This is a genomic window from Methanosarcina sediminis, from assembly GCF_052056915.1.
Taxonomy (GTDB): domain Archaea; phylum Halobacteriota; class Methanosarcinia; order Methanosarcinales; family Methanosarcinaceae; genus MTP4.
On record NZ_CP195119.1, the window covers coordinates 691133 to 707661 of the forward strand.

Annotated in this window: 9 protein-coding genes; 6 read left to right on the plus strand and 3 right to left on the minus strand. The window is 44.3% G+C overall.

The window, feature by feature from the left end; translation table 11 throughout:
- Nucleotides 1-580: 580 nt before the first annotated feature.
- Together ACSAZK_RS02895 and ACSAZK_RS02900 are read left to right on the plus strand one after the other, a co-directional pair.
- Nucleotides 581-2446: an aldehyde ferredoxin oxidoreductase family protein gene (locus tag ACSAZK_RS02895; RefSeq protein WP_440955919.1), complete on the plus strand. Its 1866-nt coding sequence runs from the start codon at nt 581-583 to the stop codon at nt 2444-2446.
- 125 nt (nt 2447-2571) lie between these two features.
- Nucleotides 2572-2856, plus strand: coding sequence for a ubiquitin-like small modifier protein 1 (locus tag ACSAZK_RS02900; protein WP_440955920.1), 285 nt, complete (start codon nt 2572-2574; stop codon nt 2854-2856).
- Nucleotides 2857-3850: 994 nt separating this feature from the next.
- Here ACSAZK_RS02900 and ACSAZK_RS02905 read toward each other — a convergent pair.
- Nucleotides 3851-9964, minus strand: coding sequence for a NosD domain-containing protein (locus ACSAZK_RS02905; protein ID WP_440955921.1), 6114 nt, complete (start codon nt 9962-9964; stop codon nt 3851-3853).
- A gap of 43 nt (nt 9965-10007) precedes the next feature.
- Here ACSAZK_RS02905 and ACSAZK_RS02910 point away from each other — a divergent pair, with 43 nt between their 5' ends.
- Together ACSAZK_RS02910 and ACSAZK_RS02915 are read left to right on the plus strand one after the other, a co-directional pair.
- Nucleotides 10008-10229, plus strand: a complete 222-nt coding sequence (locus ACSAZK_RS02910) for a hypothetical protein (RefSeq protein WP_440955922.1) — start codon at nt 10008-10010, stop codon at nt 10227-10229.
- A 359-nt stretch (nt 10230-10588) separates the two neighbouring features.
- Complete coding sequence (locus tag ACSAZK_RS02915; RefSeq protein WP_440955923.1) at nt 10589-11170, plus strand: cysteine hydrolase family protein; 582 nt, start codon at nt 10589-10591, stop codon at nt 11168-11170.
- A 530-nt stretch (nt 11171-11700) separates the two neighbouring features.
- Here ACSAZK_RS02915 and tnpB read toward each other — a convergent pair.
- The gene (gene tnpB / locus ACSAZK_RS02920) at nt 11701-12813 is read right to left on the minus strand and encodes an IS200/IS605 family element RNA-guided endonuclease TnpB (RefSeq protein WP_440957090.1); all 1113 of its coding nucleotides are present in this window, start codon (nt 12811-12813) and stop codon (nt 11701-11703) included.
- A gap of 51 nt (nt 12814-12864) precedes the next feature.
- On the opposite strand from tnpB, the gene tnpA reads away from it, so the two are divergent.
- A complete protein-coding gene (gene tnpA / locus ACSAZK_RS02925; protein ID WP_440955924.1) occupies nt 12865-13260 on the plus strand; it encodes an IS200/IS605 family transposase in 396 nt (131 codons plus the stop codon).
- A 170-nt stretch (nt 13261-13430) separates the two neighbouring features.
- Here the strand turns inward: tnpA and corA are convergent, their stop codons facing one another.
- The gene (gene corA / locus ACSAZK_RS02930) at nt 13431-14471 is read right to left on the minus strand and encodes a magnesium/cobalt transporter CorA (RefSeq protein WP_440957091.1); all 1041 of its coding nucleotides are present in this window, start codon (nt 14469-14471) and stop codon (nt 13431-13433) included.
- 437 nt (nt 14472-14908) lie between these two features.
- Here corA and ACSAZK_RS02935 point away from each other — a divergent pair, with 437 nt between their 5' ends.
- On the plus strand, nt 14909-15829 hold the full coding sequence (locus ACSAZK_RS02935) for a mechanosensitive ion channel family protein (RefSeq protein ID WP_440955925.1): 921 nt from the start codon (nt 14909-14911) through the stop codon (nt 15827-15829).
- Nucleotides 15830-16529 lie beyond the last annotated feature (700 nt).

Sequence of the window (16529 nt, forward strand, 5' to 3'; positions counted from 1 at the left end):
TGGCGTAATTATCAGCCTTTAACCCTGTTTTCAGAATAAAGGGTCCTTAACCTTCTTTTTTAATCACGACGTCTTATTCATAGGTAGACAACCAAGAATATTTTTCAACCATTGAATGAATCTTTGTAAAGTGTAAGAATTCTTTCGATAAAGTCTGGTAATAATAGATCGTTATTTGACTGTAAAGACAATTATATATATTTTTATATTTTCTTTAATGTAAATAAAGATTAGTATAATAAAATAGTTGAAGTCATAACTTAAATTTTATGGAATAGTATAAACAAAAAAAGTATAATATATAAGAAATAGTCAGGCTCAACCAATGGTTACAAATCTGAAAATTCTTACGAAGGCGTGAATACTTTTATAAGAGATGTACCTATAATTATATAGGAATAGTTATTCAACCGGATAGCCGAAAATCAAACCCGGTTCTTCGGATTGAAGCTGATTTACCATAAGCAAATTGATTTACCGAAAGGAAGCTCATTTTCCCAAAGAAAACTGCCCTTAATAAAAGAGAGCAGTTCTCCAAAACGACCTGGCAAACATTCCCTGAGAAAGGGGATGAAGGGGCTTGCCAGAACAGATTAAAAACGTACTCAAAAGGAGGAGTTACATGCCAGGGGGCTATGTAGGCAAAATTTTAGAAGTTGACCTTGACAGCGGAGAGCTTAAAGACTCGCCGCTTGATGAAGAAATGGCACGGATGTACCTTGGAGGAAAAGGACTCGGCCTGAAGCTCGTATACGACGAGTTCAGGGCTGACATGCAGCCTTTTGACCCGGACAACCTGCTCGCTTTTGTAACCGGGCCTGCCACGGGAGGGAAGCTTCCAACCAGCGGGCGCCATCATGTAGTTTGCAGCAAATCCCCGGAAACAGGGACCGTCGGGAGTGGAAACTCGGGCGGGAAATGGGGAGTCCACCTCAAGTTTGCCGGCTATGACGCCGTTGTGGTCCGGGGAATTTCAAAGGAGCCGGTCTACCTGGAGATCGTTGACGGAAAAGCCAGGCTTGTGCCAGCCCCGGAACTCTGGGGCATGACAGTCCACGCGGTCACGGATGAGCTTGTCGAAAGGATAGGAAACCCGAAGAAGACCTCCGTTGCCTGCATCGGGCCCAGTGGGGAGAACCTGATCCCCTTTTCCGGCATCATGAACGACAAGTACCGGACCGCGGGGAGGACAGGGCTTGGGGCTGTCATGGGCAGCAAGAAGTTGAAGGCAATCGTGGTTTCGGGAAACAAACGGGTTGACCCTGCAAACCCGGAACTTTTGAAAGAGAAAGTCGCTGAATCCATGGCAAAAATCAGGGAAAACCCGGTCACGGGCCCCAGGGGAGGGCTTCACACTTACGGGACTGCGGTCCTTGTGAATATCCTCAACGAAAGCGGGGCCTATCCGACCCGGAACTTCCAGGAAGCTTACTTCCCCGAAGCTGATGAACAGAGCGGGGAGACCCTGGTCGATAAATACCTGACTGGCAGGTCTGGCTGCTGGGGCTGTCCGATTGTCTGCGGGAGGAAGTCCGACGTGCCTGAAGGTCCCTACAGTGTCCGGGATACCGAAGGTCCGGAATACGAGACAATCTTTACGTTTGGAGCCAACTGTGGGATAACAGATCTCGACGCCCTGATAAAGGCCAATCACCTCTGCGACGAACTGGGGCTTGACACCATCTCTATGGGAGGCACAATCGCCTGTGCCATGGAACTCGTGGAGAAAGGAAAAATCCCGGAAGAAAAACTGCACGGCATGAACCTGCGCTTCGGAGATGTCGGCTCAATGATCGAAGCTATCTGGAGAACCGCCTACCGAGCCGGGATCGGAGCCGACCTTGCCCTGGGCTCGAGAGCCCTTGCAAAAAAATATGGGGCTCCGGAACTTTCAATGACGGTCAAGGGCATGGAACTCCCCGCTTATGACCCCCGCCCAATCCAGGGGATAGGCCTGAACTACGCAACCGCAAACCGCGGCGGCGACCACGTTTACGGCTACATGATCTCTCCCGAAATCCTGGGACTGCCCGAAAAGCTCGACCCCTACGCCGTTGAGGACAAGCCAAAATGGACCATCATCCTCCAGGACCTGGCCTCAGCCATCAACTCATCGGTGGTCTGCCTCTTTTCCTCCTTTGCCCTGGGCTTCCCCGAATACGCCGGGATGCTGGCAGCAGTCACGGGCTTTGACCTTGACGCCGACAAACTGCTGAAGATCGGAGAGCGGATCACAAACCTGGAGCGGCTGATGAATAATAAGTACGGGCTTGACCGGAATGAAGACATCCTCCCAAAGCGCCTTACCGAAGAGCCTGTCCCTGAAGGCCCGGCCAAAGGCCAGGTTTCCCACGTCCCGGAAATGATCGACGAGTACTACGCACTCCGGGGCTGGGTTGACGGAAAGCCCACGGAAGAGAAACTGAAGGAACTGGAGATTATCTGAGCCAGAGGATTGCCTGAAAGCTTTCCTCTTCCTTTCCATCTTCAGTTCAGTCTTCAGTTCCATCTTCAGTTCAGTCTTCCCAGCTTTAGCTTTATTTCCTTTAGAGTTTTTCAGGAGAGTTAGACTTGAAAGTCCGCGTAAAGTTCCTTGCCACAATCCGGCAAATCACAGGAGAGTCCGAAATCGAGCTTGAGATCCACCCTGGTGACAGCGTGGAAACTGCCTTGAAAGCCCTTCAAGCCCGCTACGGGGCAACGTTCAAAGAAGCCACAACAGGCACAACCGCCGGTGGAATTCCAAAAGTGAGGTTCCTGGTAAACGGGAGAAACACCGACTTTCTCGAAGGCCCTGAAACCAAACTGAAGGCCGGGGACGTTATGGTCCTGGTCCCCCCGGTTGCCGGCGGATGATTTACCCCGGGAACCGTTTTTTAGGCCAGGCGCTAGAGGAATCCCTACAGCTTGCCAGAGAAGTAAGCCCGTTTACCCCGGGAACCTTTTTTCAGTCCAGGTGTTTCAGGATATCCCCGCCAGCTTGCCTGGCGGCGCCTCCCCAAAAAGAAATAAAAAAAAGGTCTGAACCCAAAAAGAGTGATTTTTAGGTTGTGACTGCTAGCACACTAATTTCAAATTGAACCCTTGTATTTTTATCAGAACGTCCCCATTCAGTCAACTGGAGGACATTTGTATTTATGATAATGCATTATTCAGTAATTTGAATGCCCTTTTTAGTTAATCCAATGCCCTTTATAGTTATACCAATATACTTTATAGTCATACAAATATCCTTTATAGTCATACAAATATCCTTTATAGTCATACAAATATCCTTTATAGTCATACCAATATACTTTATAGTCATACAAATATCCTTTATAGTCATATCAATATCCTTTATAGTCATATCAATATCCTTTATAGTCATACCAATATACTTTATAGTTATACCAATATTCTTTATGGTTATCTCAATTCACTTCTCAATCATCACAATAAACTTCATTATTACAACGAACTTTTTACTCATGAAAATGAACTTTTAGGTCATCAGGCTACTCTTTTGCTTGTCTACATACACTTTATTGAAAAGGCCGGTCAGCAAGCTGACCGGTGAGAGTATCGGTACCTGAAAAGCAAATCGAAAAACGTTTCATTTATTTCTATTTACTCAAAAACATCAACCTCGCAACGTTGGGCGACAGAAAATATAAAACTTATGAAAATTATTAAAATGTTTATAAAATTAATCGGACTTTACAAGAAAGTAATCTGAAAAAGGACCAAAAAGGAATCAAAAAGGAATCAAAAAAGAGTCAAAAAAGAAAATGGAAGGGAAAAAGATTTCCCCTCACTGTATAGCGTTTCAGGTCTCATTTTATCCGATTTTATCCTATTTTTCTCCTCCTTACTTCTTTTTCAACAGGAACAGTACGGAAAGAATTCCCGCAACTGCAAAGACAATCCCAAAGCCCGGACTTTTCTTTTCTTCTTCGGAGGTTGCTTTCGGAACTTCTTTACCCGTTATTTTCTGTGCTTCTCCTCCGGAACCGGGTGTTTCTGCTGGCGTTATCGTAACGGCACCTGTCTTTTCTCCTGTGATTGAATAGTAGGAAAAGCCCGGAGTTTTAGCCCTGAAGTAAAGGAATTCGGCATCTTCCCCGGTTTTCTCCGTTGCAAGCGAAGCCCAGGCATCGTCATGGAAGCGGTTCAGAACGATGCTTGCTTCATCGATCATATTTTCTTCCATCCATGTACGTGGGACCTTAAAGTCGATCACTGCACCCTCAAACGTACCGGATTCCCCGAAGAACTGGCTTCCGACAACTATGTTCATGTACTGGTAGATCGCGCATTCCGGAGCTTCCGGAACCGTTTCAGGCAGGCCTTTCAAAGCCTCCACTTTCCCGGTTACAGTCCCTGCACTGGTCCTCGAAACAAAGCTTATTCCCGTCACAATGCATCCGGGGTCACTGAATCTGAACTCTGCCTGCTGGCCTGCAAGAACCTGCTGCCTGGAAACGCTTGCTGTAAGGACGTTAGCAGAAGGCACTCCCGAGACGCCACTGAAAAGAGCTGTCCGGCTCCCACTGCTTCCACTGTGTTCTTTTTCGTCTTCTTCGTCTTCTCCGTCATCGGTAACTTCAGGAGGGTTGTAGAGGGGGAGGCTGTCAAACTGGTTTCCGGATCTCGGAATCTCGTAAGGGGCATCACAGAACCCGTCTCCATTGGCATCAGGTGTGACTTCGGAAAAACCTGTCCCCTGCGGGTTTGCCCAGCAGTTGCCGCCGATATACGGGTCCCCGAGGATGTTTGCCCCCTTGGTCTTGCTGGCGTTCCAGGTGTTTCCGGCACATTTCCCCATCAACCCGACATTCAGAAAGTCGCTTGAGAAGAAATTGTTGTAGATGCTGTTATTGCAAGACTCGTAAAGCATAAGCCCTTCCTCGTTACTGCTCACACGGTTTCCGGCCAGACTTGAATTCGTCGTATTGTAAAGGGTAATGCCGTACATGTTGTGCTCAAGCACCTGGTCCCTGACCGTTATATTCTCACAGTCAAAAAGGTACACTGTTCCTGCATTTGAAGATGCATCGAGCACCCTGTCGGATTCCCCTTTAAGGTAATAAATCGGCTTTCCGTCCACAAGGTTGCTGGTATCGATATCAGTTTCTATTACTCCAAAAATTGGTTCTGCCCCGAAGTTGTATTCGTTACCTGAAATAAGATTATCTCTCAGGACACCGGAATCGGAAGCAAGTATGAGCCCATACTCGTTTTCCGAGATGCTGTTGTTGCTCAGTTTGTTATTATTTCCGGCAATAAAAACGATACCAAACATATTATTCTCAACAGTGCTGTTTGAACAGTTTCTGTAGTTGTCGAAAAAGCCCATAAGCCCATACTCATTGTCGGATACTGTGAGGTTGTACAGGGTTGAATTCGAAGACCCGAAGGCAAAAACACCGAACCCGTTCTTTTCCAGTACCAGGTCCCGGGCAGTCACATTTTCACAGCCGATCAGGTAGACAGTGCCGGCATTTGAAGCTGAATTGAGGACAAAGTCCGACTTTCCCACAAGGTAATATATCGGCTTGCCGTCCACCAGGTTGCTGGTATCGATATCATTTGGGTGAAGAGATATAGAAAAGAGATATTGGTCCATGAAGTTGAAAGTGCTGGACTGCATCGAATTGTTTCTCAGGATATTTGCCTCCGAACCCGAGAGATACAGCCCATAATAGGCACTTCCGCCTATGGTATTGTTGTACAACTCGTTTTCATTACTCTTAACCAGGAATACACCATATCCATTGTCCCATAACTCGTTTCCTGAGAGTTTGTTTTCTGAGGATTCACCAAGCCAGAGCCCATAATAGGCACTTTCGCTTATGGTGTTGTTAAGCAGCTCGTTTCCGGTACCCAGAACTGCAACCCCGTAAGAATTGTTCTGCAACTCGTTATCAGAGATTTCGTTTCCTGAGGCTTCTTCCAGCCAGAGCCCGCAGTTAGAAACCGAACTTATGCTGTTATTACCTGCAAAGTTGTTATCAGAACCTTCAATGTAAATCCCGAATATCCCTCCTGCTACGGTATTTCCGGAAAGGCTGCAGTTTCCAGACTCAATTAACCAGGCCCCGAAATAACTATCAGAAAGGACGTTTCCGCTTAAATTACAGCCAGATACTCCTTTCAGGTAGACCCCTGCAGCATTCCCTTCAACATTTTCTCCGGAAGCCCCGGACACGTTAAACCCGCTGATTGCCACGGAATCGGCAGTCACGTTGAAAACGTGTTCTCCAGGATCAGCACCACGGACAATCGTATCTTCAGGGTTCCCGGACGAAGAAATGATGCTGAGGGATTTGTTTACTCTCACGTTCTCCGTATAAGTGCCAGGGCTTACAAGAAGTGTGTCCCCTTCCCATGCAGCATCCACAGCCGCCTGGATTGAGGAAAAATCTTCGTCTCCGGAGCCTACCGTAAAGGTAAGCGGGACGCCCGGTTCCCTGGAGAGGGGCAGGTAATCCTTACTTCCGGTAATGGAATTGATAACGTAAGGAGTGTCACCTATCCCGTTACCGTCAGCGTCAGGACCCGAATAATCGCTCCAGTAATTTCCAGCAGTGGTATTCCAGATATTCTGGCCATATTCTTCAACGTTCTTTGTGTTGTTGAAAGCATTGCCGTATAAGGTGTTATTTTCGGCTCCAGAGAGCGAGACCCCTATTATCGAGTTATTTGAAACCGTGTTGTAGCACAGGACATTATTATCCGTAGCCAGGCCTCCATCGGTCAGGCTGCCCCGAAGAGTAATGCCGCGGGAGTTGTCCAGAACTGTGTTCCTCGAGAGGGTATTTTGCCGGCTTTCGGTCAGGTCAAACCCGCTTATTCTATTCGAATTTGCGGTGTTTTTTGTAAGGGTGTTGTATTTAGAGCCTTTCAGATAGAGCCCTCTAGCATTGTAAGAAGCAATGTTTTCCACGAAACGGTTGTCATCGGAGTAGGACGCATAAATTCCATAATTACTCCCGGAAGCATTGTTGCTGCTTACAATGTTATCACGGGACTCAGAAAGAAAGATTCCGCATCCCGGATTTGCGGATAAGGTGTTGTTTGTCAGGGTGTTTCCGGAAGATGCCTTCAGGTAAAGCCCGTATGAATTGCCCGAAAATTCGTTACCTTCTACCGTACTGTTCCAGGAATTTTCAAGATAAACCCCTCCGTACCGGATACCATAGAACGTATTGTTTACGATTATTGCCTCTTCAGTCCCGTAAATATAAACTCCAAAAAAGCTATCCCGGAACATCAGGTCCCGGACTGTTACGTTCTGGCAGTTAAAGAGACAAACAGGACAATCCCCGGCCCCGGCATCCAGGACATAATCGGAAACTCCGGAAAGGATGTAAAGGGGCTTTCCGTCCAGCAGGTTGCTTGAATCCATATAAGACATGCTTTGTGAAAAACAGTTCCCTTTAATATCAAAACTGTAAGTGTTTCCTTCCATTCTGTTGCGGGAGAAAGATTCCCATTCCGAGTCTTCGAGGTAAACCCCGTGGACGTTTGAACTTGCGGAATTGTTCGTGAAATTTAAGCCGCGGGAATTTTTGATGCAGAATCCATACTGGTTTTCTGAAGAGCTAATATTCTCAACGTGGGAATCCGTCGTATTATAGAGGTAAAGCCCGTAGTAATTGCCTGAAAGGTTCAGGTCCCGGACCGTTACGTTCCGGCAGTCAATGCAATAAACGGTTCCGGCATCCGAATCAGAATCCAGAAGAAGGTCAGTTTCGTTTACAAGGTAGTAGATAGGCTTGCCGTTAACCATGTTGCTTTCGTCAATATCCTGTTCGGTCGAAGCAGCCTTAACTTCAAAATTGAGGGAGTTGTTTTCCAGCCTGTTACTTCTCAGGATATTCCCTTCCGACCTGTCCAGAAGGATTCCGATGCGATTGGATTCAACCCTATTCCCGGTCAGGGTACAGTTCCCTGAAACAATCACAGAAATTCCACAGTAGTTATCCAAAAGCACATTTCCGCTTATGTTGCAGTCCCTGACATCATAGAGCCAGATCCCGGCGGTGGAGTAGGTAGAAGAAGACACAAGTTCGGACCCACCACTCACGGAAAAACCTGAAATATTAACCACGTCTGCCGTTACGTAGAATACGGAATCGTTCGAGTTTTCAGCCTTTACTTCCGTGTACTCAGGCCCGGCCTCGGAAATAATCGTAACGGCCCTGTCAACATCCACGTTTTCCGTGTATGTGCCATTTCTGACAATGATTGTGGCTCCCGGAGAGGCGGCATCAACTGCAGCCTGAATGGAAGAAAAGTTCTCAGTCCCATCATCGGCCACATAGAGCAGGGAGGCATCAGTTGCGCGGATCCATTCCGTTTTTTCAATAGTGCTGTTTCCGTATTCGTTTTCCACGCGGAGTGTGACATTATACTTGCCGGCTTTCGCATAGGTATGGACCGGGAAACGGGCTGTGGAATTGTTTCCGTCCCCGAAGTCCCAGTCCCAGTCAGTGGGAGAAAAGGTACTTGCATCAATAAATTCTACCGTTAGCGGGGCCGGGCCTGAGGTCACATCGGCCGTGAAAGCAGCTTTCGCCGCCTCACTCCGGTTTGTGAAGGCTTTAATGCAGACGTTTACATTTTTCACAGCAAGGGTAGTGTCCGTCCAGTTTTTCCCGTCCGGGCTGAAGAAACTCTCCCCGGGGTTTGCCCTCGCTTTGCTGCTGTATCCGGCAACCGGCAATTCAACCGCCACAGGATAGGAATAATCAGGGGTAGTAAATTTTACAACTACTGAAAAGTTCTGCCCGGCCTCAAGCGGGACTCCGGAGTCCAGGGAAACCGTATGGTAACCTGCAAAGGGGATTGTCCCGTTAACGGAAGTTTCTGCCCCATCAGGATTTATGGGCCCGGAATCCGTACCTGTGTAGACGTAGATTTCGTATCCGGTATCGGAAGCAGTGGTATAGAAACTCACGGCTTCGAGGGTCTCGGCTTTTTCGGCTGTGAAGACGTTGGCTTCCCAGGCTGTGTTGCTTCCCGAATACCCGAGACTTTCAATCCAGCCCATGGGGTCATACTGGTACACATGGGAATAGGAACCGAGGTCTTCAGCCGTATGGACGGCATTCCCCGTTCCTATGGTAGTATCATAATACGAGACATAGAAGAATCCTTCATCTCCCCAGCCGGTTCCCCAGGAATTCTTGACAATGAATGCCCCATCTCCCGGAGCTGCAGGAGTGAATTTGTTTCGGTCAAAAGAATCGTCCCAGCCCACGATGCCTATCATATGGTTTGTCGGTTCCAAACCGGAGTAATAATGGCTGCAGTTGGCGGAGTCATAAGCATTGGAAGTAAAATGAACGCTGGAGTCAAGGACCCCGTAATTCATCAGGGCCCATTTGATGAGCTCGTTATCCTGGGGTCCACTTCTTCCCGGGAGGAAGAGCACTTCCTGAACACGCTTTAGGGCAGGAAGGTCTGTCGGGGAAACTCCGGAGTGGGGGTCATAAGGGTCATCGGTTTCGCTTACCGGACCACTCCATCGGGCAAAGTAAGCCGTAGATATAAACTCGTTTCCGCCGTCATCATAACTGCGGTCAAAACCTTCAGGATAATCCTTGGAAAGCAGGTTTTTTATGTTGTTTTCGGAAAAGTCCCGGTTTTTTCCATCTGTTTTGAGAATGTAAGATTCAAGGGATGCATAAGCCCCAAATGTCCAGCAGCTTCCTGCATCCTTCTGGTCCCGGACAGGGCTCACAAGCCCAAGAACCCTGAGGTCGTAAGAAGCAGGATAGGAACTCAGAACCTCCGGGCTTTCAACAGTTTTCAGGTGTGAAAGGTCTACGGGGGCGGGAGTGAGTCCCGTTACTAAATTTTCAGCCCCGTCTCCGGAATTTTCGAATTCAGGAAAAAGAGGTTTACTGGAGGTCAGTAATATCCGTTCTTCGCTTAGCTCTTCTTTTTCCTGATACTCCTCAAAATCAGGATTCAAAGGAGCAAGGGAAAAAAGTTCAGAAGAACCATTTCCAGATGGAATGGATTCATTATTTACAGATGTTAGAGATTCATTATTTACAGATGTTAGAGATTCATTATTTTCAAATGTTAGAGATTCATTTTCTATAGAAGTCAGGCTTTCTGAAATTGCTGCCGCTTGCCCTAGCAGGAGGCATATCGCAGCAAGAGAGAAAAATATAACGTTTTTTTTTAGCATTTTATCCCTTTATCCGTTTCATTTTGATTTTTTGGTTCATTGAAGCTTAAAGAGGTAGATTGGAACCTTATAAGAGCCTTAAATTAAGGAATTTCGAAAACTTTTCAAAAAAAACATGCTAATTTTTTACATTACAAGCAAATAAACAATTCATGTTTTTTATTTTTTAGATGCTATTAAGCTTTTTATTCTTTTCGTATGTACGACAGTTTACCAAAAAAACAGGCTATCCGTGAAAAACAAAATATTCTCCCACCGCAAGCCTGCACCATACCGGAATTTCAGGGATGAGTCCATGAATCGCAAAGAAAACCTGCCTGAGAAAAGCTGAGAACGGGACCCTGGGGTAAACTTATTTTGAATAACGTGGATTAGGGTAAAAACGAAGATAAGGGTGAAAGCTTGAAAGCACTGGTTATCATAGACATGACTAATGACTTCGTGTTTGAGAAATACGAACATGAAAACAAAGAGTATGAGGGGCGACTCGCAGCCCCACTGGGGAAAACAATCATTTGCCCGATAGTGGAACTTGTGAAAAAGGTCCTGAGCAGGGGAAATGTCGCAGTGCTCAGGCTTCCGAAAGACCATTACAACGCCTTTACAAACCCGAGACTCGAACTGGAGCTTGCGGAACTGGGTATTGGCGAAGTGTTCATAACAGGCCTGGTTGACGAGGTCTGTATCTACCACAACTCTCTAGGCTTTCTTGAAAGGGGTCTTCGGACAAACGTCGTGAAGGGCTGCACTGTCCCCTTTGATGAGGAAAAAGGAAAAGAAGCCCTGGGGGAACTCAAGGTCTGCGGGGCAAAGATGGTAGACGACATTCCCGATGACGTGGAACTTATCCTTCTGCTCGAAGACGAGCACGACGAAAACTCGGAAGAAATCAAATCGGGAGACTGGCCTCCCCACAACATGACAGGGACCCCCGGCGCCCTTACGGTTCAGAAAATAAGGGATGCCCTTGAAGAAAGGAAATAAGAGCGGAAATTCCCACTCTCGACATATTTAAACCATTTTTAATTTCAGAACTAGTGTCACTTCAACAACAATATGTTGTATGATTACGAGCTATTGTAATTGATTATGTACGACATTTTATGCTTGACTTGACACTAGCTCAGCCGGATAACCGTTTAGTTCAATGAAATGAACTTTTAGTTTAGAGGGATGAACTTTTAGGTCAATTTCATAACCTTTTAGTTTAATGGAATGATCTTTTAGTTTAATTTAATAACCTTTTAGTTTAGCTGGAGGACCTTTTAGTCCAATTTAATAACCTTTTAGTTTAATGGAATGACCTTTTAGTTTAATTTAATAACCTTTTAATTCTATTCATAATTTTTTGAATTTTCGCCACCAGCTAGAAGCTCTCAACATTTTCATTCGCCCGTTCCAACACATGATGGTGAACTACCCGCTAAATCTAAAGATTTAACGGGCTTCTTGCTTCATTTCCCCTAGCATCCTAGACGAATCCACAAGCTTAACCCCACGTTCCATAGGGAAGATTAGATTACTATCAAATTTTGATCTTGCAAAGCAAACTTTTTAATGTTTATAGCTGCGTTTATGTCCCTATCATGTTCTGTTTTGCATTCGGGACATACCCATTCCCTTATTTTTAGGGTAATGTCCTTGTTATGATAGCCGCAAACATTACACAATTTTGTTGATGGCTCAAACTGGCCTATTCTCAGAATGGTTTTTCCGTACCATTCGGCTTTATACTCCATTTTTGTAATGAAGCTTGACCATGAAGCATCACTTATAGCCTGTGCAAGACAGTGATTTTGTACCATGTTCTCGACTTTCAGAGTTTCAAACGCTATTGCTTGGTTCTCGCGGATTAATCTTGATGAAACTTTGTGCTGAAAATCAGTTCTTTGATTTGTTACCTTTTCATGGATTTTAGCAAGCCTTTTTATTGCTTTTTTCCGGTTATTAGAGCCTTTAACCTTCTTACTTAATTGTTTTTGAACTACCTTAAGACGCTGTAAAGAGTTTTTAAGATATTTCGGATTATCTATTTTTTCTCCATTTGACAAAACAGCAAAATCCTTTATTCCAACATCAACACCTACTGTATTATTTTCTGTGAATGTTTGCTTTTCGGGCAAATCCTTTTCATCATCCACCAATATACTAATGAAATATTTTTCACTTGAAGTTCTGGATACTGTTGCTGTTTTTAATTTACCTTCAAAATTCCTATGCAGGACAGCTTTAATTTTCCCTATTTTAGGAAGTTTTATTATATTTTTGTCAAAATCAACTATGTAATGTTGAGGTATTTCGAAGGATTGAACTGGATTCTTCTTTGATTTAAAGTTTGGAAAACCTGCTTTTTCTCTAAAGAACTTAGTAAAAGCATTTTCCACATTTTTAGTCATTGCTTGCAATGACTGAGAATTTGATTCCTTTAACCATTCATGTTCTTTTTTCAGTTCTGGAATCATCTTATTAATGTCATATCTGGAAAACGATTTTCCTTCTTCCTGGTATGATTTAATTTTTAGTTCTAAAGCCCAATTAAAAACAAATCGACAGCTACCTATATGTTTTGCTATCATCGTTTTTTGTTCAGTTGTAGGATACAACCTGAATTTATAGGCTTTTAACATCATATCACATATGCTTTAACGGTTTATATACATTCTAGTAAAGCCAAGAATGTGAAATATGAAAAAGAGAATCATAGCAAATTTTTGTTAATGTACCATATTATTTTTGTATGCAAATATAGAAAAAAATTGCTGCAACCAATAGATCAGGAACTAAAAGACTTAATCTATTTGATTTCTGAAAGTTCAGATTTTGAAATTGTAGAGATGGAAACAGACAAAGACCATATCCATTTACTTGTAAAAAGCAAACCTAAAATTAGCGTACTTTCAATAGTAAGAAAGTTAAAACAGCTAACAACATATAGGTTATGGAAAACTCAAAAACAATATCTGAAACAATACTACAGAAAGGAAAATACATTATGGAGTGAGGGGTATTTTGCTTGCACTATAGGGAACGTTAGCAGGGAAACTTTAGAAATATATATGCTGAGTCAGGGTTAAGTTTACGCTTATATCCCCTAGGCTAAAGACCTAGGGGTTTTACGCTCTTATTTATAAAATTTGATGCTCAGAAAGAAGAGACAAAAAGCAGTGAAAAAAAGAATTGTGATTAAACTCCTCAAGCTGGAAATTCCTTCCTCAACTTCCAAAGGCAGGAAAAGAGGGATAGTTCAAAGCCATTTTTTCCTCTTAAAGTAGGCAAACATTAAGATTCCGATCAAAATCATGAAGGCCATGACTGCTGGATAACCCAGTTTCCACCTTAGTTCGGGCATGTACTCGAAGTTCATGCCGTAAACGCCTGCAATGAAAGTCAGGGGGATGAAAATAGTGGCAATGATAGTGAGGACTTTCATGATGTCGTTCATTTTGTTGCTCACGCTGGAGAGGTAGACGTCGAGCATGGAGGAGAGGATGTCCCGGAAAGCCTCTATGGAATCGATGACCTGGATTGTGTGGTCGTAGACATCGCGCAGGTAGATCCGGGTTGACTCTTTAATGAGCCCGGACTCCACTTTCTGCATTCCGTTGATCATTTCCCGGAGAGGCCAGACGGACTTCCGGAGCAGGATCATATCCCTTTTATACCGCTGGATGGTGTGCAGGGTTTCAGGCGTCGGGTCGCTTATCAGTTCGTCTTCAAGGTCTTCGACCTTTTCCCCGAAATTCTCGAGTATAACGAAGTAATAGTCGATAACGGAATCTATCAGGGAATAAGCCAGGTAATCGACCCCGGACTTCCGGAGCCTGGAATCGGGTTTCCTGAGCCGCTCCCGGATAGGGCCAAAAACATCCCCTTCCCTTTCCTGGAACGAAAGAAGAAAGTTCGGACCCAGGATGATGCTAACCTGGTCCACGATTATTTCTTCCAGGTCTTCGTCCCAGGTTTTGGAAAGGAGCATCATCTTCAGGACAGTATAAATATAAGACTCGTAATCCTCCATCTTGGGCCGCTGCCCGGTATTCAGGATGTCTTCCAGGGTAAGGGGATGAATTCCGAAACAGTTGCCGAGTTTTTCGATAACCTCAACCCGGTCAAGCCCGTCAACGTTGATCCAGACATTAAGGTCGGGCCGGTCTTTGAAAACCAGGCAATCGTCGACAGTTTCCAGCTCTTTTTCTATCAGCTCACTCTGATTGTAAGCCCAGACCCTGACCACGACCCTCTCGGCCTTTTTCTCCCCCACATGCACCAGCGTACCGGGAGCCATGCCGACTTTCGATTTCTTCCTTTCAAACATCCTGACTTTCACTGTTTTATCCCCTGTTCCCAAATGGAAATTGACACTGAAATTAGTTTAAGTTTCTGTACAAACAATTTTACATAAGTTCCTAGTTTCCCCTTGCCGGAGTCCGGGCTCATCCCTTACCGAAGTTCGGGGTCATCCCTGCTACTTGCAGCTGTCAGGATAAGCCGGATTCGTACAGGCAATCCGTTTTCAAAAACAGGCCCTCCACAAATCTCAGAAAGCTAAATCTCAGAAAGCTAAATCTCAGAAAGCTAAATCTCAGAAAGCTATATGTATTATATACTGGATAATATAATATGGAGTATATATAAATAGGAATATTTCTCCAAAAAGGGGTAGCTTGAGAAATAATCCTGAAAAGTGATCCTTTAACACAAGCGATATTGGGAGTGGTTATTATGGCTGAATCGGAAATCATGAATAGTTTACTCACTATGGTAGACCAGTTCATTGCTTTTATTCCGACCCTCGTAGTGGTTATCCTTCTGCTGATCGTCGGAAAGATCGTGGGAGTGGTTCTGGGTAACCTGGGATCGAAGGTTCTGGATAAGATAGGACTTGATGACCTCGTTGAAAAAACGGCTATCGGTGGCATGATAAAAAAAGCGGATATGAGCACGGTAGGCTTCTTTGCAGCCGTGATCCGTTGGTTCATCTACATCATCTTCGCAGTGATAATTATAGATCTGCTGGATATCCAGATAGTAGCAGACTTCATCACCCAGGTCATCTACTATATCCCGCTGGTAGTCTCAGCTTTCCTTGTGCTGCTCATAGGACTGCTGATAGTTGATTTCATCAGCGATACGGTAAAGAAGCTGCTTGTTGCAACCGGGGTTGACGATAAATTTGAGAGTACTCCCTTCGGGGTTTCGTTAAAATCAGGGGGTTTAACGGCTTCGGGGATCGTAGCCGGGTTGATCAGGATTTTCGGATACCTTATCTTCATTACGGCAGCAGTGGACATTTTGCGGCTGACGATGTTCACAGCACTCCTGATAGACATAACCGAATACCTTCCACGCCTCCTGATCGGAATTCTGATCCTCATGATAGGGATTCTGACGATTGACATTGTCATGGACTACCTGAGCAGTATGGTAAAGGACATGGAAATCGAGGGAGCGGACATTATAATTCCTCTCCTGAAAGGCTTTTTGCTCCTGATAGTGATCCTCCTTGCCCTGGACACGATGCTCGTTGACACCAGCATCCTCTACCTATTCTTCGGGCCGCTGGCATGGGGAATCGCGTTCGTTGTAGCCTTTAAATACGGAGTCAAGGACGCAATTGTTGCATATGCGAAGGAAAGGAAGTAAGCCCCTTCCTTCCATTTTTTTTCATAAATCCGGCTTAAAAAGGTTTTTCTATTCTCTGCTTACCCGAAGGTTTGTTACCTCTTCTATTATTCTCTCAACTATTCTCTCAACTATTCTCTTAACTATTCTCTTAACTATTCTCTTAACTATTCTCTTAACTATTCTCTTAACTATTCTCTTAACTATCTCTACATTTTTCTCGCAACTTTATGACAGGTCTACCCGGTTTTACGGCACAGTGCTTAACATCACTTTGTGCACTTTACAGCACAAGACAGAACTAATAGACAAATTTTATTGTGCCGATTAAAATATTACACAGTTTACAGATGTTTTTTTTATGATATGTTTAGCCACTCTTTGAGACACTTTAAGGCAATGTTTCCAAAACGGGAAAAAGATAAAAATTAACTAATATATCTGACTCCTGTAGCACAGTTTCGTAGCACAGTTAACTTTTTTGCATGTATGAAACTCCAAATACAGGTTTACTGACAAATCCCCAAAATAAATAATTCCGGAAAAGGCACCTGTAAGTGGAAACAGGAATTTTAAAGATATCCTGAAACATAGAATGAAAACTATGATGAAAAATTGGATAAAAAAATTTCAGAAATAAGTGAAATCAAGAGCAACTTCCTATTTTATAATAGTCGCAGAAATTTTTATAAAATGATTAATATTCATTATTAAATAATAT

Coding starts and splice junctions, on each gene's coding strand:
- ACSAZK_RS02910 (WP_440955922.1), top strand. CDS start 10,008: ATGGATTCATTATTTACAGATGTTAGAGATTCATTATTTACAGATGTT.
- tnpB (WP_440957090.1), bottom strand. CDS start 12,813: ATGTTAAAAGCCTATAAATTCAGGTTGTATCCTACAACTGAACAAAAA.
- corA (WP_440957091.1), bottom strand. CDS start 14,471: ATGGCTCCCGGTACGCTGGTGCATGTGGGGGAGAAAAAGGCCGAGAGG.
- ACSAZK_RS02935 (WP_440955925.1), top strand. CDS start 14,909: ATGGCTGAATCGGAAATCATGAATAGTTTACTCACTATGGTAGACCAG.